We start from the raw sequence: 19,388 nt of genomic DNA, 5'->3' as shown, positions 1-19,388 counted from the left end.
GAGCGACGCTGCAGGGCCAATCTACCCGGGCGGGAGCGCAGTGGGGAGTAACAAGATCGTCGTGAATCCCGTCAGCGGCGGCGCCAGCCAGCGCTGCGCCCGTGCGCGTCCGAACGAGCGCACCCGTCCGGCGGCTTCCAGCTCGGCCAGTGCGCGTTGCACGGTGCGCTGGCTGGCCCCCAGCGCCAGTGCCAGCGCCGATGTGGACCAGGCGGCGCCGTCGGTCAGCAAGGCTTGCAGCGACGCCTGCTCGCCGTCGATCGGCGGCACCAGGACGACGACCTCCCGGCGTACGCGCGGCACCAGCGCAAAGCCGCGGGCGGTGGCTTCGATGGTGGCCAGCGGCGCGATCAGCCTGCGCAACCGGCCAATTTCCACGCGCAAGCGCGCGCGATGGGTCTCATCCGGATGGCGGCTGCGGAAGGCGCGCATGATCAGCCCATCGCGCTCGACATCGCCGGGCCAGCCTTCGGCCAATGCGCGCGCCAGGGCGAACAGCACCGGCCTGCGCGCCAGCGGACACCACGCATCGCCTGTGCGCAGGCCGCGGTGGCAGGCATCGACAACCAGCGCACCGGCAGCGAGCCGCGCTTCGATCTCGTCCAGCCGCAACGGCCGCTCGTGGCCGCCGTGGATGTGCCGCGCCGCAGGACGTTCGAGCGCGGTGCGCGCTTCGGCGGCTTCGGCCAGCAGCGCCGGTATGCGCGCGCGCTCTGCGGCCTCGTACGCGCGGTCCAGCGCCGCGCGCGCCGGCGCGGTGCGCAGCGTCCGCAATGCGATCTCGGCTGCGGCCAGCCCCGCCACCGCCGCCAGCGCCGGCGGCAGGCCGCGCGTATCCACGCAAACCAGCGCGGCGTCGGCGTCTTCGATGCGGCCCAGCAGCAATAGCCGTCGCACTGCGATCAGCCGTGCGTGCATGGCATTGGCGCGGTCGGCGCGCGCTTCCAGCGTCGCGGCCGCGGCTGCCAGCGCGCGCGGCGAGCTGCCGAAATCGCGCATCGCCAGCGCCACCTCGGCCTCGGCCACCACGCAACGCGCGCGCGCCAGAACCCCGCGGTCGCCAAAGCCGCGCGCCGCGCGCCGAAGCAGCTCGCGCGCACGCGGGTGTTCGCCCAACTGGGCCATGGCAATGCCGCGCAGCGCAAGCGCGGGCGGGTCATCGCGCAGAGCGATGCGCTTGAGGGCGCCGAGCGGATCGCCGGCAGCGAGCGCGCGAGCGGAAGCGGCAATCAGGGAGTCCATGGCGACAGGCTAACTCGCCGCGCAGCTTCGCGCCTGTGGCGCCGTCTGGCCAGGCGCTCGCCGGAACCGCTCTCGGCAAGCGCGCATTGCCGCCGCGTACCGGACTCGGGAAGCTGCGGCCTCATGCCGTCCGGCCGCGACCCGGCGCCATCACCGCGTGGCAACGCAGACGCGCTACGCAACGCGGACGGCCGTCAGAGTCCGTGGACCGATACTTGTTCCGAAACCGCGGCTACGGCAGCGGGACAACGAAATCGCAGAGGTTCCCCGAGGTGGGGACCGGCTTGGCACCGAACGATGTGTACAGCTTGATGGCGCCGCTGTTGTCGGCGCGTACGCCCTGGAACACGAGCTCGCTGCATCCGCACTGGCGCGCCTTCGCCCGCAGCTCTTCAAGCACGACCGTGCCATAGCCTTTCGAACGATGAGAGCGGGTGATTTCGATCTTCGCAAGAACGAACCGGGAGCCCGGCTGGAACCATCCGTGCGCCCTGCCGCCCAGCCGGTTCTTGACCCAGGCCTGAATCACGTAATGGTGGCGCTCGCCGCTTCGTCCGTAATGCCAGTCTGCTTTGAGTTGTAGTGAACTGGCTATCAGCGGAAACCCAAGAAAGTTGAATGTGCGGTTCGATGCCTGGAGCGGATGGCTTGCCAGGTTGGCCAAGCCCTGCCGAAGCAGATTGCAAGCTCCTCCGCAACCGCGGCGGACATCATGCGCGCCCGACCCAAGCAACGGACCGAACGGCTTTATACACCGGCCGACATGAATCGACAGGGACCGCCAGCGGACGCCCGCCGGGATCGCGCTGCGCTGCCAAGCGCCTCCCGCCGGGACGAAGCGTCCATTCCCTGTGCCGCCAGCGCCTCAATCCGTCTGCTGGCCGGCCGCCGGAACGATAACCCGGCAGTGCCCGGCAGCAGCGCGCCAGCGAAACGGCATGTCGCGCGCTTCTGCAACGCCACGGCGTCACAGCGACGCGGCGATGCGCTCGCGCAGCCACTGATGCGCAGGATCGCGATGGCAGCGTTCGTGCCACAGCATGGCCATCTCATAGCCCGGCACCTCGACAGGCGGCTCCACCACCCTGAGCGCGTGGTTGCCGCGCACCAGGCGCGACGGCAGCATCGCCACCAGGTCGGTTTCCGCCAGCACCGAAATGACGAACAGGAAATGCGGGACCGACAGCACCACCCGGCGCGTCAGTCCTGCCTGCGACAGCACATCATCGGTGACGCCGCGGAATCCGCCGCCGTCGGGCGACACCACGACGTGCTCCAGTCTGCCGAACTGTGCAAGCGTGGGCCGCCGTTTCAGCTGCGGGTGGCCGGCACGGCCCGCCAGCACGTACCGCTCGCGGAAGAGCGGCCGCCGGTGCAGGCCGGCCGGCGCGTCTTCGCTGGTGTGGAAGGCGAGATCGATCTCGCCCTGCTCGGCCTGTTTGGCGATGCGTGACGGAAACAGTTGTACGACGGCCAGGCGGGCACCGGGCGCGGCCGAACGCAAACCGGCCAGCGCCGGCAACAGCACCGTCGATTCGGCGTAGTCGGCTGCCGCGACCCGCCAGGTATGGCTGGCTTGGGCGGGGTCGAAGGCGCGCGCCGGCGCCACCGCGTGCTCCAGCGCCTCAAGCGCCAGGCGCAACGGTTCGCGCAACGCCTCGGCCCTGGCGGTGGGCCGCATGCCCCGCGGCCCCGGCAGCAGCAGCGGGTCGCCAAAGATGTCCCTCAGCTTGGCCAGATGCACGCTGACCGATGGCTGCGAGAAATGCAGGCGCTGCGCCGCGCGGGTCACGTTCTGCTCCGAGAGCAGGACATCCAGCGTCACCAGCAGGTTGAGATCCAGCCGCCTCAAATTAACCACTGCTATACCTGAAATTTTGGAAATTCATTTCCAATATACCTTAGCAGGAATCAGCATGGCTCATCAGCAAAGCAGGAGCCCTGCCATGAACGTGCTTGTCGTCTATGCCCACCCCGAACCCAGGTCGCTGAACGGATCGCTGAAGGACTTCACCGTCAAGCGCCTTCAGGACAACGGCCATGCCGTCCAGGTTTCGGATCTGTATGCGATGGACTGGAAAGCATCGCTCGACGCCGCCGATTGCACGGATTGGCAGCCCGGCGCGCGCTTCAATCCTTCGCTGGCCTCCAAGCATGCCTACGCCAACGGCAGTCAGAGCGAGGACATCGCGCGGGAACAGGACAAGCTGCGCTGGGCCGATGCGCTGATCCTGCAGTTCCCGCTGTGGTGGTTCTCGATGCCGGCCATCATGAAAGGCTGGGTGGAACGGGTCTATGCCTACGGCTTCGGCTACGGCGTTGGCGAACACTCCGATGCGCGCTGGGGCGACCGTTACGGCGAAGGGATGCTGGCGGGAAAGCGGGCAATGCTGGTCGTTACAACGGGCGGATGGGAGCCGCACTACGGACCGCGCGGCATCAACGGCCCCATCGACGACCTGTTGTTCCCCATCCAGCACGGCACCTTGTACTACCCCGGCTTCGACGTGCTGCCGCCGTTCGTGGCCTACCGGACCGACCGCATCGACGATGCGCAGTTCCTGGAGATCCGCGACAGGCTGGGTCAACGCCTCGATGATCTCTGGAAGACCGCGCCGATACCGTTCCGTCCGCAGAACGCGGGCGCGTACAGCATCCCGGATTGCACGTTGCTGCCGGATATCGCGCCGGGCATATCCGGTTTCGCCGCGCATATCGCCTCGGAAGAACCCGAGCGCGCCGCAACCGCCGACATCGCCGCGCCTGCCATGCAGTACGCCTGAGGCCCGGCGCCTGTTGACCGCGGAGGCGTCGCTTTCTGGCTCGGCGGCAGGCGGACGTCGTATTCCATCCCCATCGCGCGCGATGCCGTGGACGCTTGCAGCGGATATCCTGCAGCCAAACGGTGAACCGGTCGGGAGCGGACTGCCATGAAGAAGAGAATGCCTTGGCTGCTGGCGGCGGCGCTGGCAGCGGCCGCGCCGGCGTCGGCGCAGCAGGCGCCAACGGCCTATGACCGCGCCATCGCCGCCGGGTACAAGGCGCTGACCATGTGCAGCGGCCTGTTCAACGCGGGCCGGGAGCAAGCGCAGATCGAGGCGACCGAATTGAACGGCATCTATCCCGAATACGATGCGCTGGTGCCGACGCTCGCCTCCGAAGTGGATGCCGGCCGCAAGATGGTCGCTGTCCCGTTCGACGATGCGCTGCCGCCGCGCATCGCGGCGTGGCGGCCCAATCTGGGCTGCGTCCAGCTTCCCATCGGCGCGGGCGCGGACGCGCTTGCCGCCCTGCCCCGCTTCGATGCCGCGGCTCCCGCGCTCGACCGTGAACCCTGGCCGCTGGGCGACAAGGACGCCAGCGCGCGGCCGACCGGCGATCGGAAGCGCTTGCGCCAGAGCGTGGATGCCGCATTCGATGGCGCCAGCCATGGCGAAGCAAATCTGACCACCGGCGTCATCGTCGTCCAGCGCGGCCGCATCATCGCCGAGAAATACCGCCAGGGCTTCGGCCCGCATGTTTCCCAGCGCACCTGGTCGGTCGCCAAGAGCATCGCCGGCACGGTCGTTGGCGTTGCCGTCGGCGAAGGCTTGATCGACCCGGCGCAGCCGGCGCCTGTTCCGCAATGGCAGACCCCTGGCGACCCGCGCGCCGCCATCACGACCGATCAGCTGCTGCGCATGGCCAGTGGCCTGCATAGCAGTACCGCCGGCAATCGCACCGATGCGCTCTATTTCGGCGGCGCCGCCGTCAGCGAAGAAACGGTCGCATGGCCGCTGGAAGCACCCCCAGGAACGCGCTTCCGCTACGCCAACAACGACATCGTGCTGGCCATGCTGGGCCTGCGCACACGCGCAGGCGACGACGCCAGGGCGCTCGCGTTTCCGTTCGCCGCGCTTCTGTGGAAAATCGGCATGACCCGCACCGTTCCCGAAACCGACTGGAAGGGCAACTACGTCATGTCCAGCCAGGTGTGGACGACGGCGCGGGATCTGGCCCGGTTCGGCCTGCTCTATCAGCAGGATGGAGTCTTCCTTGGCGAGCGCATACTCCCGCAAGGTTGGGCGAAGTACGTCGCCACGCCGTCGGGCCCGCAGCCCGGCGGCGATTTCGGCTATGGCGCCACTTTCTGGCTGATGAACAACTCGCCCGGCGTGCCTGCCGATACCTATGCCGCCTTCGGCAACCGCGGGCAGTACGTGGTGATCGTGCCCGGCCAGGAAATCGTCATCGTCCGCCGCGGCGAAGATCCCTCCGGCAAGCGTTTCGATATCGCAAAGTTCACCGCGGACGTACTGGCCGCGCTCAGATGACAACGGGCATCGCCGTCATCGCGCGGTCGGCCCTCTTCACCCGGCCGGAAAGCCGCGCCCGGTAAGCGGCAGCTTACGATTCAAGTCCCGATTTGCGCTGACCACGCATGCTATCGAGGTGGAACACGCCAATGGCCGGCAGGCTGGCGGTCTTTACCCGCCCATATCGAGGGCGTATAAACCGACCCCGGGGCTGTCTGCCAAGCATCCTCCCTTCTCCCGGCAACGGTTCAACCTGGGGTGTTTTTTATGAACAACTCAACGCTTACTCCGCATCTTGCCGTCAATGATGGCGAGGCAGCGATTGCCTTCTATGAAAAGGCGTTCGGCGCCACGCTGGAAAACAAGCACCCCGCCGATGATGGCAAACGATTGATGCATGCGCATTTGAACCTTGGTACCGGTGCGCTGTTTCTGCACGACGAATTCCCCGAGTTCGGCGGAGAGGGCGCGCAGGCGCCCACGCGCCTTGGCGGCGCGAGTTGCACCCTGCACCTGGAGGTTGCCGATGCCGACGCCGCCTGGGAGCGCGCGCTCAAGGCCGGTGCCGGCGTGCTCATGCCGCTGGACAACCAGTTCTGGGGCATGCGCTACGGCCAGATAAAGGATCCTTTCGGCCATGTCTGGTCGATTGGCGGACCGGTGAAGCAGTAGGCCCGATGAGTTCGGCCACGCTACTGGTTGTCGCAATCGTCGTGGTTGTCGATGTCGCCGCATCGGTGCTCGTGCTTCGCAACGCGGTGTTTTCCCGATCCCAGCGCTTGCTGCAGCTCGCGTTCATCTGGAGCGTCCCGTTCGTCGGTGCGATCGTCTGCGCCGCGTTTGCGTCGTCCCACGCGCATGGCGCGGTTTCGCCCGGCGCCATCGACCCCGTTTATCTGCCGCCGGACGGAGCCCCGGCCGACAGCCCGGGCGTGGCTGGCTGCGACGGTGGCGATGCCGGCGCCTGCGGGGACTGATCAGCCCATCTGACCGATGGTCCGGCGGAAGCGGGCCAGCGCGATGGCGAAGAAGACGGCGCCGATTGCGGCGATGGCCAGCAGCTGCGGCCACACCACGTCCAGACCGGCGCCGCGGTAGAGGATGGCCTGCGAAGCGGAAACGAAGTAGGTGGTCGGCGCGGCCAGCATCAGGTTCTGCACCAGCTCGGGCATGCTCTCACGCGGGGTAGAACCGCCCGAGAGCATCTGCAGCGGCAGCATGATCAGTATCAGCAGCAGCGCGAACTGCGGCATCGATCGCGCCAGCGTGGCCATGAAGATGCCCATCGACGTGGTGGCGAACAGGTGCAGCGCGGCACCGGCCAGGAACAGCGCGATCGAACCGTCGATCACCACCTCCAGCGCGCCCTGCACCACAAACACCAGCGACACCGCCGCCGCCAGCAGCACCACCAGGCCCATCGACCAGGCCTTGGCCAGCATGATCTCGACCGGCGTCACTGGCATCACCAGCAGGTGTTCGATGGTGCCGTGCTCGCGTTCGCGGATCAGCGCCGCGCCGGCCAGCAGGATCGACAGCATGGTGACGTTGTCGATGAGTTCCATCAGCGCGCCGAACCAGCTGGGGTCCAGCGTGGGGTTGAAGCGCGCCCGCAACACCAGATCCACCTGCGCGCTGTCGCTGCCGCGGTAGCGCTGCACGAACTCGCTGACCTCGCCCAGCACGATCTGCTGGACGTAGCCGCTGCCGGTGAACGCCTGGCTCATGCGGGTGGCATCGACGTTGAGCTGCAGCGCCGGCGCTCGGCCGGCCAGCACGTCGCGCTGGAAGTCGGGTGGAATATCCAGCACAAAGGTGAAATCGCCGGCATCCAGGCCGGCGTCGACCTCGGCCAGCGAAATCATCGCCGGTTCCACAAAGTGCGGCGGATAGAAGCCGGCGGCGATGCGCGCCGACAGCGGCGAACCGTCCTCGTCGACGATCGCGATAGGCGCCTTGTTCAAGGTTTCCGGCACCGCGGTGGCCGAGCTGTAGATCGACGCGCTGAACAGGAACACCACCAGCGCGCCCAGCATCGGTTCGCGCCACAGCCCCCACAGCTCCTTGATGCCCAGGCGGTAGATGTTGGCGACGCGGCGCAGCATGCTAGTCGCCCTGTTTCTTCAGCAGCGCGATGGCCAGCGCCATGATGACCGGAACGGCCAGCAACAGCGGCCAGAACGAGGACGCCAGGTCGCCGAATTCCAGCGCCTTGTTGAACACCCCGCGGCTGATGGTCAGGAAATGGGTGGCCGGATAGATCCGGCCGATCAGCGCGCCTGCGCCCTCCAACGAGGACACCGGATCGATCATGCCGGAGTACTGGATCACCGGAATCATGGTGCCGATCATGGTCATGAAGATCGCTGCCACCTGGCTGCGGGTGAAGGTCGATGCCAGCAGGCCAAGGCCGGTGGCGCAGACCGTGTACGCCAGCGCGGCGGCCGCCAGCGTGACGAAGCTGCCGGTGATCGGCACGCCGAACGCGGTCACCGCCAGCAGCGTCATCAGCAGGAAGTTGAGCATCGCCAGCGCAACGTAGGGTGCCTGCTTGCCCAGCAGGAATTCGCTGCGGGTGACCGGGGTGACGTAGAGATTGACGATGGATCCCAGTTCCTTTTCGCGCACCACCGACAGCGCGGCCAGCATTGCCGGGATCATCATCAGCAGCATCGGGATCACCGCCGGCACCATCGCCGGCAAGCTTCGAATGTCCGGGTTGTAGCGGAAGCGGGTCTCGACCGTGGCGGCGCCGGCGCTGGCCTCCCGCCCCAAGCGGTGGCGGGCGGTATCGATCAGCCAGCTCTGGTGCATGCCCTGCACGTAGCCCTGCACGGTCTCGGCGCGGCTGGGCATGGCGCCGTCGATCCAGGCGCCTATCTGTACCGCATTGCCGCGTTGCAGATCGCGCGCAAAGCCGGGCGGGATTTCCAGCGCCAGCGCCAGTTCGCCCTTGCGCATGCGCCGGTCCAGGTCGGCATAGTCGGCCAGCGCCGGGCGTTCGATGAAATAGCGCGAGCCGGACAGGTTCAGCGCGTAGTTGCGGCTGAGCGCGGTCTGGTCGCGGTCGAGCACGGCAAAGGTCAGATCCTCCACGTCCATGCTGATGCCGTAGCCCATGATGAACATCAGGATCAGGCTGCCGGCCAGTGCCAATGTCGCGCGCACCGGGTCGCGGCGCAGTTCCAGCGTTTCGCGCAGCGCATAGCTGCCGGCGCGGCGCGGATCGAAACGCTGCCGCCGCGCCGCGCCCACCGCCGCTTCGGTCCAGACGTCCGCGGCCGTCTCTTCGCCGCGCGCGCCGGAATCTTCCAGGTAGCCGATGAAGGCCTGCTCCAGCGTGGCCGCGCCGCGCTGCCGGGTCAGCCCGGCCGGCGTGCCGCTGGCCAGCACGCGGCCGGCATGCATCAGCGAAATGCGGTCGCAACGCTCGGCCTCGTTCATGAAATGGGTGGAGACGAAGATCGTCACCCGGTCGTTGCGCGCCAGTTCGATCATCAAGCGCCAGAACTCGTCGCGCGCAACCGGGTCCACGCCCGAGGTCGGCTCGTCCAGGATCAGCAGTTCCGGCTTGTGCACCATCGCCACCGCCAGCGACAGCCGCTGGCGCATGCCCAGCGGCAGGCTGTCCGGCAGCGCGTCGCGCACCGCCGCCAGACCGAAACGCTGCGCCATTTCCTCCACACGCGCCCGGATGTCCGGCTCCGGCACCTGGAACAGCCGCGCGTGCAGCACCAGGTTCTGTAGCACGGTCAACTCGCTGTACAGCGAGAACGCCTGCGACATGTAGCCCACGCGGCGACGCGTGGCGATGTCCTTCGGGTCCACCAGGTGGCCGAACAACCAGGCCTGGCCGGCGCTGGCCGGCAGCAGGCCGGTCAGCATCTTCATCGTGGTGGTCTTGCCGCAGCCGTTGGAGCCGAGAAAGCCGAAGATCTCGCCGCGGCGGATGCGCAGGTCCACGTCCTGCACCGCGACAAAATCGCCGAAGCGCATGGTCAGGCCCTTGGCCTCGATCGCCACGGTCTGATCGTCGTCCTGCAAGGGCGGAATGACAATCTGGCGATGATTGCGGCGCTTTTCTTCCGGCAACAGCGCAACGAACGCGGCCTCCAGCGACCGGCTCCCGGTCTGCGCCAGCAGCTGCGCCGGCGTTCCGCTGGCCAGCACCCGGCCGGCGTCCATCGCCGCCAGCCAGTCGAAACGCTGCGCTTCATCCATATAGGCGGTGGCCACGATCACCGCCGTGTCCGGACGCGCGCGGCGGATGCGCGCGATCAGTTCCCAGAACTGCGCGCGCGCCAGCGGGTCCACACCGGTGGTCGGCTCGTCCAGAATCAGTAGATCCGGATCGTGGATCAGCGCGCAGCACAGGCCCAGTTTCTGCTTCATGCCGCCGGACAGCTTGCCCACCGGACGCTGCAGGAACGGATACAGGCCGGTGCTGCGGGTCAGTTCGTCGATGCGGCGGCGGCGTTCGCCAGCGGCATGGCCGAACAGGCGGCCGAAGAACTGCAGGTTCTCTTCCACCGACAGCGTCGGGTACAGGTTCCTGCCCAGCCCCTGCGGCATGTAGGCGATGCGCGGACAGACCTGGTCGCGGTGGCGGCGGCTGGCCATGTCGCCGCCCAGTACCTGCACCTGGCCCTGGCGGATGCGGCGCGCGCCGGCCACCAGCGCCAACAGGCTGGACTTGCCCACGCCGTCGGGCCCGATCAGGCCGGCCATGCAGCCGCCCGGGATTTCCAGGCCGACCTCATCCAGCGCCACCGTCTTGCCGTAGCGCAGCGAGACCTGCTCCAGGCGCGCGACCGGCGCAGGCGCGGCGCTGCTCACTCGGGCAGTCTCACCGCCAGTTCCGCCGGCCATTGCGCCTGCTCGTCGATCTTCAGCCAGGCAACGCCGGGCACGCCGGTCTTGACGTAGGCGATGTGCTTTTTCAGCAGATCGCGATCGATCTTGGCCTTGACCCGGAACATCAGTTTCTCCCGCTCGCTGGCCGTTTCCACCGTCTTTGGCGTGAACTGGGCAGTGCTGGCCACGAACGATACCGTGGCAGGAATCACGTACTCCGGTGCCGCATCCAGCACGATGCGCACGTCGCCGCCCATCGCCACCTTGCCGGCGACGGTTTCGGGCAGGAAGAACGTCATGTAGACGTCGGACAGATCCACCAGGTTCAGTACCTTGCCGCCGCCTCCCAGCACTTCGTCGGTATGGGCGATGCGGTACTGCACGCGGCCATCGCGTGGCGAACGCAGCGTGGCGTCTTCGATCTCGGCATCGATGCGCGCAATGACGGCAGCGGCGGCATCGACCGCCGACTCCGCGCCGATCATCTGCGAGCCGGCGGTTTCTATCGCCGCGCTGGCAGCCGCGGTCTGCGCGCGCGCGGTGGCCAGAGCGGCGATGGCGCTGGCCTGCTCGGTCACCGCATCGTCCAGCGCCTGCTGCGAGACCAGGCTCTGCGCCGCCAGCGAACGGGTGCGCTGCAGGCGCTGGCGCGCGGCATCCAGCGCGGCCTGGTACTGCGCCACCGTGGCGACCGCGGCCTGGTGCTGGCTGCGCTGCTGGGTGACGTAGAAACGCGCGGTGGCCACTGCGGTCCGCGCCTGCGCCAGTTGCGCCACCGCTTCATCGCGCTGCGCCTGCAAGGTCTGCGTGTCCATCCGCGCCAGCGGCTGGCCGGCGACGACGAACTCGCCCTCCTCCACCATCACCTCGCGCAGGCGGCCGCCGGTCTTGGCGGCAATATCGATCTCGGTCGCCTCTATGCGGCCGTTGCCGCTGACAAATCCCTCGCCCGGTCCCTGCGACCGCATCGCGCGCCAGGCCGGTACGGCCACGGCCACCACCACCGCCACGGCCGCGATGCGCAAGATCCAGGTGCGGTATTTCCTGTCCATTGTGACCCTTGTTGCAATCGGTATGACAAGGCGGTGCCGCTCCGCGGCTGGCCGGACATGCGGGTTTACCGGAATGGAAGCGCGATTGTGCGGTGTTTGCAGGCGCATCTCCGGCACGACCGCGCCGACACACGTGCAGCCTCCCATGCCGGCAGCGGTGGAACCTTGACCTCGATCAATCCAAGCCCATCCGGCTCTGGAGCGCGGCGGGCGGCGGGCGGCGGGCGGCGCAGCCGATGGTTTCCGTCGCGGTCGGCGACTCCGGCGCGGCGCGAGATTCAAGCCACCACTTTGGCCGCGATGGCGACTGCAGGCGCCGTATTCGCTTATTGCGACCCTGGCCAGCGTCCGGGCGTTGGCTGATAGCCTCGTATGAACAGGCCCACGGCATCATTGACGTGGGCCGAAAGCTCCGTTCCGGGAACCAATGGCTCGCCGATCAACAGTGCGCGTAGCGTAGGCGCGCCTGCAATCAAACCCAAGAACTGCGAAGAGGCGCGCGCATAGTCCGAGATGGCAAGTTGCCCCCGGGCCGTTTCGCGTTTGAGGAATTCCTGCATCGCCTTGTCATAGCGCCCAAAACAGATGTCCCAGTACCTACTGGCGCGGCGCAGGGAAACCCGCCTTGAAGCGGTCGGCGCACGGTGCAGGCCTTTTGCCGTTGGCGCGGTGGCGAGATCAAGGATGACCTGGGCCGCCGCCGTCAGCCGCGCATGCAGCGAGCCGCCCAGAGCGGACAACGACTCCCGCGGATCCGGAATCCCGCGGATCATGTCGTCCAGCGCCGTCCTGAACAGCGCATCCTTGCTGCGGAAATAGGCGTAAACCGTCGCTTTGGACACGCCCGCGCACCTGGCGACCGCGTCCATGCTGGCCAGCTCCAGACCATTGCTGGCGATCAGCCGTTGCGCTGCCCTCAGGACGGCGAGCCGCTTGCCGCTGGCCGTGCCGGCATCGCTCCCGCCGGCGTCCCTGCCATTGCGCCTGCCGCAGGTCACCGCTGGCGGCCCGAAGCTGCCAACGCATCCTGCGCCGGGCCCATTTCGCTCCATCCTCCGCCCATGGCCTTGTAGCAGGTTGCCAGGTTGGTCAAACGCGATAGCCGGGTATTGATCAGCGCCTGTTCGGCACTGTAGAGCGAGCGCTGCGCCTGCAAAGCGTCCTGGTAGCCGTCGATGCCTCGCTGGAAACGCGCCATCGACAAGCGGTAGCTGTCGGCGGAGGCATCCACCAGCGCTTGCTGCGCCTCAAGCTGCCGCGCCAGCGCGCTGCGCTGGGCAAGCGCATCGGACACCTCGCGAAAAGCGGTCTGGATGACCTTCTCATAGCGCGCCACTTCGATGTCGCGGCTGACAGTGGCGACATCAAGATTGGCGCGGTTGCGTCCTCCATTGAAGATCGGCAGCGATAGGCGGGGCACAAAGCTCCAACTGCCAGTCCCGCCGCCGAACAGATCGCTCAACCCTGCGCTGGCGCTGCCCGCGCTGGCGGTCAGGCTGATGCTGGGGTAGAACGCCGCCCGAGCGGCTCCGATATTGGCGTTGGCGGCCTGCAGGTTCCGCTCGGCTTCCAGGATGTCGGGCCTGCGCTGCAGCAATTCCGATGGCAGGCCCGCAGGAATGTTGGCCAGCAGGTTCGCATCGGCGCTTGCCGTGTCCGGCAGCGTGGTCGGCAACAGGTCGCTCGGCAGCTCCGTTCCGGCAAGCAACGTCAGCGCATTGCGATCCTGGGCCACTTGTGCGGTGTAGCGCTGCACGTCCACCCGCGCGCTCTCCACGGTGGTCTGCGCTTGCCGCAGGGTCAGCGCCGAGGTCGCGCCCAGTTCGAAACTGCGCTGCTGCAGGCGATAGCTGGCGCTCTGGCTGGCCAGGGTGTCCTGCGCCAGCTTCAGCAGATCCTGGTCTGCGGCCAGGCTGAGGTAGGCCGTGGCGATTTCCGCGACAAGACTGATATGCGCGCTGCGGCGCGCCTCGGCGGTGGACAGGTATTGTTGCAGCGCTTGTTCCTTCAGGCTGCGCACGCGGCCGAACAGATCCAACTCATAGCCGCTGAAGCCGAGGGTGGCGCTGTAACTGTGCGACACCGCCGGCTGGCCGCTGGCCGACAGATCGCCCGGGGTACGGCTTCCGGTTCCGCTGGCCACCCCTTCCAGGTCCGGGGCCAGGGCCGCGCGCTGCACCCGGTACTGCGCACGCGCCTGCTCGATGTTGAGCGCGGCGACGCGCAGGTCCCGGTTGTTGGCCAACGCCAACTCGATGACCTGCTGCAGCCGGCTATCGGTGAACACTTCGCGCCAACCGATGTCGGCCACCGGGACGGCACCCACGGCCCCGCTATCGCCGGTGAACGCTTCCGGCGCGGGAAAAGCGGGGCGTTGGTAGGCCGGCATCAGGCTGCAACCGGCCAGCAGGGCGGCCATCGCCAGGGCAACGGGTGTCATGGATATGCGGATCATCTCAGGCTCCCTGCGGCACCGACGTTGCCGCGCTCGCTTCCACGCCGACACCGCGCTTGAAAAGGCCGCAGACGATCACGAAGAACAGCGGCACGAAGAAGACCGCCAGGATCGTGCCCGACAGCATGCCGCCGATCACCGCGGTACCCAATGCGTTCTGCGCACCGGCGCCGGCGCCGCTGCTCAGCACCAGCGGCAGCACGCCAAGGACGAACGCCAGCGAGGTCATCAGGATCGGCCGCAGGCGCATGCGTGCGGCCTCCAATGCGGACTCGACCAAGCTCTTGCCGCTCTCGTGCAGTTCCTTTGCGAACTCCACGATCAGGATCGCGTTCTTGCAGGCCAGGCCGATCGTGGTCAACAGACCCACCTGGAAGTACACATCGTTCATTTTCCAGGTCAGGAATGCGCCGACCAGCGCGCCCAGCACGCCCAGCGGCACCACCAGGATCACCGAGAACGGAATCGACCAACTCTCGTACAGCGCCGCCAGGCACAGGAACACGATCAGGATCGACAGCGTGTAGAGCATGCCGGTCTGGCCGGTGGAGGCCTTCTCCTGCCGCGACAGCCCAGTCCATTCGTAGCCGATGCCTGGGGGCAGCTTGGCCACGGCCGCCTCGACGATGGCCAGCGCCTCGCCGCTCGACGCCGCGCCAGGCATCGCCATGCCCAGGATCTCGACCGACGGCATGCCGTTGTAGCGTTCCAGACGCGGCGAGCCGGAAGACCAGTGGGCGGTAGCGAACGAGGTGAACGCCACCATCTCGCCGGCGCTGTTGCGCACATACCAGCGGTCGATGTCCTCCGGCACCATCCGGAACCGGGCGTCGGCCTGCATCATCACCTTCTTGACGCGGCCCTTGTCGATGAAGTCGTTGACGTAGCGGCTACCCCAGGCGGCGGAGAAGGTGTTGTTGATGTCGTCGATCGACACGCCCATCGACTCCGCCTTGTGCGGGTCGATCTCCAGCTTGAACTCCGGCGCGTCCTCCTGGCCGTTGGGGCGCACCGCCACCAGCCGCTTGTCCTTGGACAGCTCGGCCAGCAACTGGTCGCGCGCCTGCATCAGCGCGGCGTGACCGAGGTTGGCGCGGTCCTGCAGCATCAGGTCGAAACCGGTGGCGTTGCCCAGTTCCGACACCGCCGGCGGCGCAAACGCGAACGCCTTGGCATCGCGGAGGGTGGCGAAGAACGCGCCGGCCTTGGCCGCAACGCCGGTCACGCTCTGATCCTCGCGGGTGCGCTCGTCCCACGGTTTTAGCTTCACGAACAGCAGCGCAACATTCTGTCCGCTGCCGGCAAAGCTGAAGCCAGGCACCGCAAACATGCCATCGACCGAATCCTGCTGATCCACCAGGAAGTGGTGCTCGATCTGCTCGATCACCGCAAGCGTGCGCGCATGGGTGGCGCCCGGCGGCAGTTGCACCAGTCCGAACAGCGTGCCCTGGTCCTCATCCGGCAGGAAGCCGACCGGCAGCTTGGTGAATCCTGCCGCCACCAGCGCCAGCATCGCCGCGAACACCAGCATGTAGCGCCGCTTCCTGCCCAGCATGTGCCGCACTCCGCCCTGGTAACGCTGGTTGCTGCGGTCGAACATGCGGTTGAACCAGCCGAAGAACCCCTTCTTCTCATGATGGCCTGGCGCGATCGGCTTGAGCAGGGTCGCGCACAGCGCCGGAGTCAGCACCATCGCCACCAGCACCGACAATGTCATCGCCGAGACGATCGTGATCGAGAACTGGCGATAGATCACGCCGGTGGAGCCGCCGAAGAACGCCATCGGCACGAACACCGCAGCCAGCACCAGGGCCACGCCGACCAGCGCGCCGGTAATCTGCCCCATCGACTTGCGCGTGGCCTCCTTCGGCGGCAGGCCGTCCTCGGCCATCACCCGCTCCACGTTCTCCACCACCACGATCGCATCGTCCACCAGCAGGCCGATCGCCAGCACCATCGCAAACATGGTCAGCGTGTTGATGGTGAACCCGAACGCGGCCAGCACCCCAAAGGTGCCCAGCAGCACCACCGGCACGGCGATGGTCGGGATCAGCGTGGCGCGGAAGTTCTGCAGGAACAGGTACATCACCAGGAACACCAGCAGCACCGCCTCGACCAGCGTGCGCACGACCTCCTCGATGGAGATGCGCACGAACGGCGTGGTGTCGTAGGGCTTCTGCACATTCATGCCCGGCGGGAAGAATGGCTCAAGCTCATCGATCTTGGCGTCGATGCCGCGCACCGTGTCCAGCGCGTTGGCGCCGGACGCCAACTTGATGGCAAGGCCGGCGGCCGGCTTGCCGTTGTAGCGGGCGGCGGTGTTGTAGCTTTCGCTGCCCAGCTCTATGCGCGCCACATCGCGCAGGCGCACCTGCGAACCGTCCGACTGCGTGCGCAGCAGGATGTCCTCGAACTCCGCGGCGGTCCGCAGCCGGGTCTGGGCGGTGATGGTGGCGTTGATCTGCTGGTTGGCCGCCGCCGGCAGCGCGCCGAGCTGGCCGGCCGACACCTGCGCATTCTGCGCCTGGATGGCGGCGCTGACGTCCAGCGGTGTCAGGTTGAAACTGGTGAGCCTGTCGGGATCCAGCCACACCCGCATCGAGTACTGCGAACCGAACAGCGTGGTATCGCCCACGCCCTCGACGCGGCTGATCGCTTCCTGCACGTTGGCCGCCACGTAGTCCGACAGGTCCGACTCGTTCATGCTGCCGTCTTCGGAGGTGAAGGCCAGCACATTGAGGAAGTTGGAGGCGGACTTGGTGACGGTCACGCCCTGCTGCTGCACTTCCTGCGGAAGCAACGGGGTGGCCAGCGACAGCTTGTTCTGCACCTGTACCTGCGCGGTGTCCGGGTCGGTGCCGTTTTCGAACGTCAGGGTGATGGTGGCCTGGCCGCTGGACTCGCTGGTGGAGGCCATGTAGCTGAGCCGGTCCAGGCCCTTCATTTTCTGCTCGATGACCTGGGTGACCGTGTCTTCCAGGGTCTGCGCCGAAGCGCCAGGGTAGTTGGCGGTGATGGAAACGGCTGGCGGCGCGATGGCCGGGTACTGGGCGATAGGCAGGATGGTGATGGACAGGATGCCGGCCAGCATCACGACAATGGCCAGCACCCACGCGAAGATCGGGCGATCGATGAAGAAACGTGCCATGGCGGTCAGGCGTCCTTAGCGTTGGGCGCCAACGGCGGCGGACTTGTCGCCACGGGGCTGCCAGGGCACGGTCTTGACCTCGATGCCATCGCGCGCGCGCGGCAGGCCATCGACCACCAGCACCTCGCCCGGCTTCAGGCCGCTGCGCACCAGCCACTGGTCGCCGACCGTGCGCTCGGTTTCCAGCACGCGCAGTTGCAGCTTGCCATCGGCTGCGACGACAAAGGCCGTCGGCTTGCCTGCGCCATTGCGCAAAACTGCCTGCTGCGGCACCAGTATCCCCCGCCCTTTCACGCCCTCCTGCACGACCGCCTTCACATACATGCCTGGCAGCAGATCGGCATCCGGGTTCGGAAACACGGCGCGCAGCGTGATCGAGCCGGTGTTCTGGTCCACGGTCACGTCGGAAAACTCCAGGCGGCCCTCCCGCGGATAGGTGCTGCCGTCCTCCATCACCAGGCGAACCTTGGCCGCGCCGGTCCCGGCTGTTTCCAGATCGCCCTGGGCCATGGCCTGCCTGAGCTTGAGCAGCGAGGCGCTGGATTGGGTGACGTCAACGTAAATGGGGTCCAGTTGCTGGACGGTGGCCAGCGGGTTGGCTTGGCTGGCGGTCACCAGCGCGCCGGGGGTCACGCTGGATTTGCCAATGCGCCCCGAGATCGGGGCATCGACCCGCGCGTAGGCAAGGTTGATGCGCGTGCTTTCCACGTTGGCCTTGGCCGCCGAGACGTCCGCCACGGCCTGCCCCAGCGCGGCGGTGGCATCGTCGTAATCCTGTTGGCTGACGGCCGAGATCGCCACCAGGTCCTTGTAGCGGTCGGCTTTCAGTTGCGTGGTGCGCAAGTTGGCCTGGGCCTTGGCCAGGGCCGCAACGCTGCTGTCGTACGCGGCCCGGTAGGTGGCCGGGTCGATCTGGTACAGCGTCTGACCCGCCTTGACGTCGCTGCCTTCCCTGAACTTGCGCGCCTGGATGATGCCACCGACCTGGGGCCTGACTTCGGCAATCAGGTAGGGAACCGTCCGCCCAGGCAGTTCGGTGGTCAACGTGACCGGCTGCGCGCTGACGGTCATGACCCCCATCTGCGGAGTGCCCTCCTCGGGCGGCGCACCTCCGGGCGGGGCGCCGCAGGCGCTCAACAGCAGGCAGGCCGCCAGGGCGGCCAAAGGCAGGTGGAACGGGACGACAGGACGCATGGGGGCTCTCCGGGCAGGAATACGGAACAGAACACGACTAAACGGTACGGTTCGGTATCCTAATAGTCGATTTTCGGGCTGTCAATCATTTCTGCCCACATCGGTATACTTAAGGCCCCATTCGAGGTCAGGCTGATGCGCGTCCGGACAGAAGCCAAACGCGAGGCGATTATCGAAGCTGCCGCCGAGGTCTTCCTGGAGGCAGGGTTCGAGGGCGCCTCGATGTCGCAAATCGCGACCCGCGCGGGCGGTTCCAAGCGCACGCTGTATGGCTACTTCCCTTCCAAGGAGGAGCTCTTCGTCGCGGTGGCCCACAGCGTGGCGGAACGGTTTTTCCAACCGGTGCTGATGACGCTGCAGGAAACTACCGAAGACCTGCCGACGGCGCTGCAGCGCTTTGGCGAGGACACGCTGGGTTTCCTGTGCAACGAACAGTCGGTGCAGATGTGGCAGACCATCATCGGCGTTGCGGGCCGCTCCGATGTGGGTGCACTGTTCTTCGAGACGGGCCCGAAAAAGGGCATGCAGCACGTCGCCGATTTCCTGCAGCGGCAGATGGATCTGGGTCGGCTGCGGCAATCCGACCCGATGATGGCCGCCCGCCACCTGCACGCATTGCTCGAATCCGAAACGCTCATGCCCCGTCTGTTCGGATTGCTCAAGGCGCCTTCCAACGCGTATCTGCGCGAGGCGACACAACGGGCCCTGCAGACCTTCTTTGCCGGCTACGCGCCTGCGGCCGTCCAGACCGCTGGCGATCCGGCCTGCCAATAGCCACCTTATCTGCGCAGCTACGGTTTTGGGACCGGACCGGCGCCAGCCAAACCGCCAAAGCCGATGACCGGTGCCGATTAGCGTCGTGTCTCGGCTATTGCTCGTCATCCCCGCGAACGCTGGGATCCATTTTGTTTTTCGCCTTCAAGCACAAGCTGGCTCTCAGCTTTACCCGCCATTCGGCTGTTGAAGGCCGCCGGCATCACCAGTGGCGGCTGAGACACGACGCTAGCCGGGCACCACCAGGATGCCCGGTCCGGCCGCATGGGCTTTGTCCTGCGGGAGCCTACCGCTCCAGTCTGACCGGATCCGGCGGACCTTCCGGTTCTGGCTCCAGCGGGGGCGGGCGCGATACACCGTCGGCCGGCGTGCCC

The 19,388-nt window shown here is 67.2% G+C and carries 15 protein-coding genes; 5 read left to right on the top strand and 10 right to left on the bottom strand.

The features are described from left to right. Nucleotides 1–21: 21 nt before the first annotated feature. From CRO39_RS05825 to CRO39_RS05815, 3 genes are all read right to left on the bottom strand, one after another. Nucleotides 22–1,242 (bottom strand): helix-turn-helix domain-containing protein, encoded by a 1,221-nt coding sequence (locus CRO39_RS05825; RefSeq protein WP_097120941.1) that lies wholly within the window; start codon nucleotides 1,240–1,242, stop codon nucleotides 22–24. Nucleotides 1,243–1,474: 232 nt separating this feature from the next. Further along, a complete protein-coding gene (locus CRO39_RS05820; RefSeq protein ID WP_162125641.1) occupies nucleotides 1,475–1,906 on the bottom strand; it encodes a GNAT family N-acetyltransferase in 432 nt (143 codons plus the stop codon). 303 nt (nucleotides 1,907–2,209) lie between these two features. Then, nucleotides 2,210–3,103, bottom strand: a complete 894-nt coding sequence (locus CRO39_RS05815; protein ID WP_097120939.1) for a LysR family transcriptional regulator — start codon at nucleotides 3,101–3,103, stop codon at nucleotides 2,210–2,212. 85 nt (nucleotides 3,104–3,188) lie between these two features. On the opposite strand from CRO39_RS05815, the gene CRO39_RS05810 reads away from it, so the two are divergent. The 4 genes from CRO39_RS05810 to CRO39_RS05795 all read left to right on the top strand — a co-directional run bounded on the left by CRO39_RS05810 (nucleotide 3,189) and on the right by CRO39_RS05795 (nucleotide 6,514). After that, complete coding sequence (locus CRO39_RS05810) at nucleotides 3,189–4,025, top strand: NAD(P)H-dependent oxidoreductase (protein ID WP_097120938.1); 837 nt, start codon at nucleotides 3,189–3,191, stop codon at nucleotides 4,023–4,025. Nucleotides 4,026–4,172: 147 nt separating this feature from the next. Then, nucleotides 4,173–5,555 carry a serine hydrolase domain-containing protein gene (locus CRO39_RS05805; protein ID WP_202926239.1) on the top strand — a complete coding sequence of 461 codons (1,383 nt, stop codon included), beginning with the start codon at nucleotides 4,173–4,175 and terminating at the stop codon, nucleotides 5,553–5,555. 249 nt (nucleotides 5,556–5,804) lie between these two features. Next, complete coding sequence (locus CRO39_RS05800; RefSeq protein ID WP_097120936.1) at nucleotides 5,805–6,209, top strand: VOC family protein; 405 nt, start codon at nucleotides 5,805–5,807, stop codon at nucleotides 6,207–6,209. 5 nt (nucleotides 6,210–6,214) lie between these two features. Then, on the top strand, nucleotides 6,215–6,514 hold the full coding sequence (locus CRO39_RS05795; RefSeq protein ID WP_097120935.1) for a hypothetical protein: 300 nt from the start codon (nucleotides 6,215–6,217) through the stop codon (nucleotides 6,512–6,514). On the opposite strand, the gene CRO39_RS05790 is transcribed toward CRO39_RS05795, so the two are convergent. The 7 genes from CRO39_RS05790 to CRO39_RS05760 all read right to left on the bottom strand — a co-directional run bounded on the left by CRO39_RS05790 (nucleotide 6,515) and on the right by CRO39_RS05760 (nucleotide 18,240). Further along, a complete protein-coding gene (locus CRO39_RS05790) occupies nucleotides 6,515–7,642 on the bottom strand; it encodes an ABC transporter permease (protein WP_097120934.1) in 1,128 nt (375 codons plus the stop codon). A 1-nt stretch (nucleotide 7,643) separates the two neighbouring features. After that, nucleotides 7,644–10,373, bottom strand: a complete 2,730-nt coding sequence (gene rbbA / locus CRO39_RS05785) for a ribosome-associated ATPase/putative transporter RbbA (RefSeq protein ID WP_238394489.1) — start codon at nucleotides 10,371–10,373, stop codon at nucleotides 7,644–7,646. Then, on the bottom strand, nucleotides 10,370–11,443 hold the full coding sequence (locus tag CRO39_RS05780; protein ID WP_097120932.1) for an HlyD family secretion protein: 1,074 nt from the start codon (nucleotides 11,441–11,443) through the stop codon (nucleotides 10,370–10,372). The genes rbbA and CRO39_RS05780 overlap by 4 nt, the downstream gene beginning before the upstream one ends. A 326-nt stretch (nucleotides 11,444–11,769) precedes the next feature. Further along, complete coding sequence (locus CRO39_RS05775) at nucleotides 11,770–12,441, bottom strand: TetR/AcrR family transcriptional regulator (protein ID WP_162125642.1); 672 nt, start codon at nucleotides 12,439–12,441, stop codon at nucleotides 11,770–11,772. Continuing rightward, nucleotides 12,438–13,898, bottom strand: coding sequence for an efflux transporter outer membrane subunit (locus CRO39_RS05770; protein ID WP_097120930.1), 1,461 nt, complete (start codon nucleotides 13,896–13,898; stop codon nucleotides 12,438–12,440). The genes CRO39_RS05775 and CRO39_RS05770 overlap by 4 nt, the downstream gene beginning before the upstream one ends. 1 nt (nucleotide 13,899) lies before the next feature. Continuing rightward, nucleotides 13,900–17,046 (bottom strand): efflux RND transporter permease subunit, encoded by a 3,147-nt coding sequence (locus CRO39_RS05765; RefSeq protein WP_097120929.1) that lies wholly within the window; start codon nucleotides 17,044–17,046, stop codon nucleotides 13,900–13,902. Between the two features lie 15 nt (nucleotides 17,047–17,061). Beyond that, complete coding sequence (locus tag CRO39_RS05760) at nucleotides 17,062–18,240, bottom strand: efflux RND transporter periplasmic adaptor subunit (protein WP_102047685.1); 1,179 nt, start codon at nucleotides 18,238–18,240, stop codon at nucleotides 17,062–17,064. A 135-nt stretch (nucleotides 18,241–18,375) separates the two neighbouring features. Here CRO39_RS05760 and CRO39_RS05755 point away from each other — a divergent pair, with 135 nt between their 5' ends. Beyond that, nucleotides 18,376–19,014, top strand: coding sequence for a TetR/AcrR family transcriptional regulator (locus CRO39_RS05755; protein WP_097120928.1), 639 nt, complete (start codon nucleotides 18,376–18,378; stop codon nucleotides 19,012–19,014). Nucleotides 19,015–19,388: the final 374 nt, after the last annotated feature.

The sequence above is a fragment of the Pseudoxanthomonas wuyuanensis genome (assembly GCF_900215535.1).
GTDB classification, from domain to species: Bacteria; Pseudomonadota; Gammaproteobacteria; order Xanthomonadales; family Xanthomonadaceae; genus Pseudoxanthomonas_A; species Pseudoxanthomonas_A wuyuanensis.
The sequence above is the reverse complement of the archived record's forward strand: the minus strand, read 5'-3'. Positions and strand labels throughout refer to the sequence as shown.

Bases quoted from the DNA above. Each gene is read 5' to 3' on its own strand.
- CRO39_RS05825 (WP_097120941.1), bottom strand. From the start codon at position 1,242: ATGGACTCCCTGATTGCCGCTTCCGCTCGCGCGCTCGCTGCCGGCGAT.
- CRO39_RS05810 (WP_097120938.1), top strand. From the start codon at position 3,189: ATGAACGTGCTTGTCGTCTATGCCCACCCCGAACCCAGGTCGCTGAAC.
- CRO39_RS05805 (WP_202926239.1), top strand. From the start codon at position 4,173: ATGAAGAAGAGAATGCCTTGGCTGCTGGCGGCGGCGCTGGCAGCGGCC.
- CRO39_RS05800 (WP_097120936.1), top strand. From the start codon at position 5,805: ATGAACAACTCAACGCTTACTCCGCATCTTGCCGTCAATGATGGCGAG.
- CRO39_RS05795 (WP_097120935.1), top strand. From the start codon at position 6,215: ATGAGTTCGGCCACGCTACTGGTTGTCGCAATCGTCGTGGTTGTCGAT.
- CRO39_RS05790 (WP_097120934.1), bottom strand. From the start codon at position 7,642: ATGCTGCGCCGCGTCGCCAACATCTACCGCCTGGGCATCAAGGAGCTG.
- CRO39_RS05780 (WP_097120932.1), bottom strand. From the start codon at position 11,443: ATGGACAGGAAATACCGCACCTGGATCTTGCGCATCGCGGCCGTGGCG.
- CRO39_RS05770 (WP_097120930.1), bottom strand. From the start codon at position 13,898: ATGATCCGCATATCCATGACACCCGTTGCCCTGGCGATGGCCGCCCTG.
- CRO39_RS05765 (WP_097120929.1), bottom strand. From the start codon at position 17,046: ATGGCACGTTTCTTCATCGATCGCCCGATCTTCGCGTGGGTGCTGGCC.
- CRO39_RS05760 (WP_102047685.1), bottom strand. From the start codon at position 18,240: ATGCGTCCTGTCGTCCCGTTCCACCTGCCTTTGGCCGCCCTGGCGGCC.
- CRO39_RS05755 (WP_097120928.1), top strand. From the start codon at position 18,376: ATGCGCGTCCGGACAGAAGCCAAACGCGAGGCGATTATCGAAGCTGCC.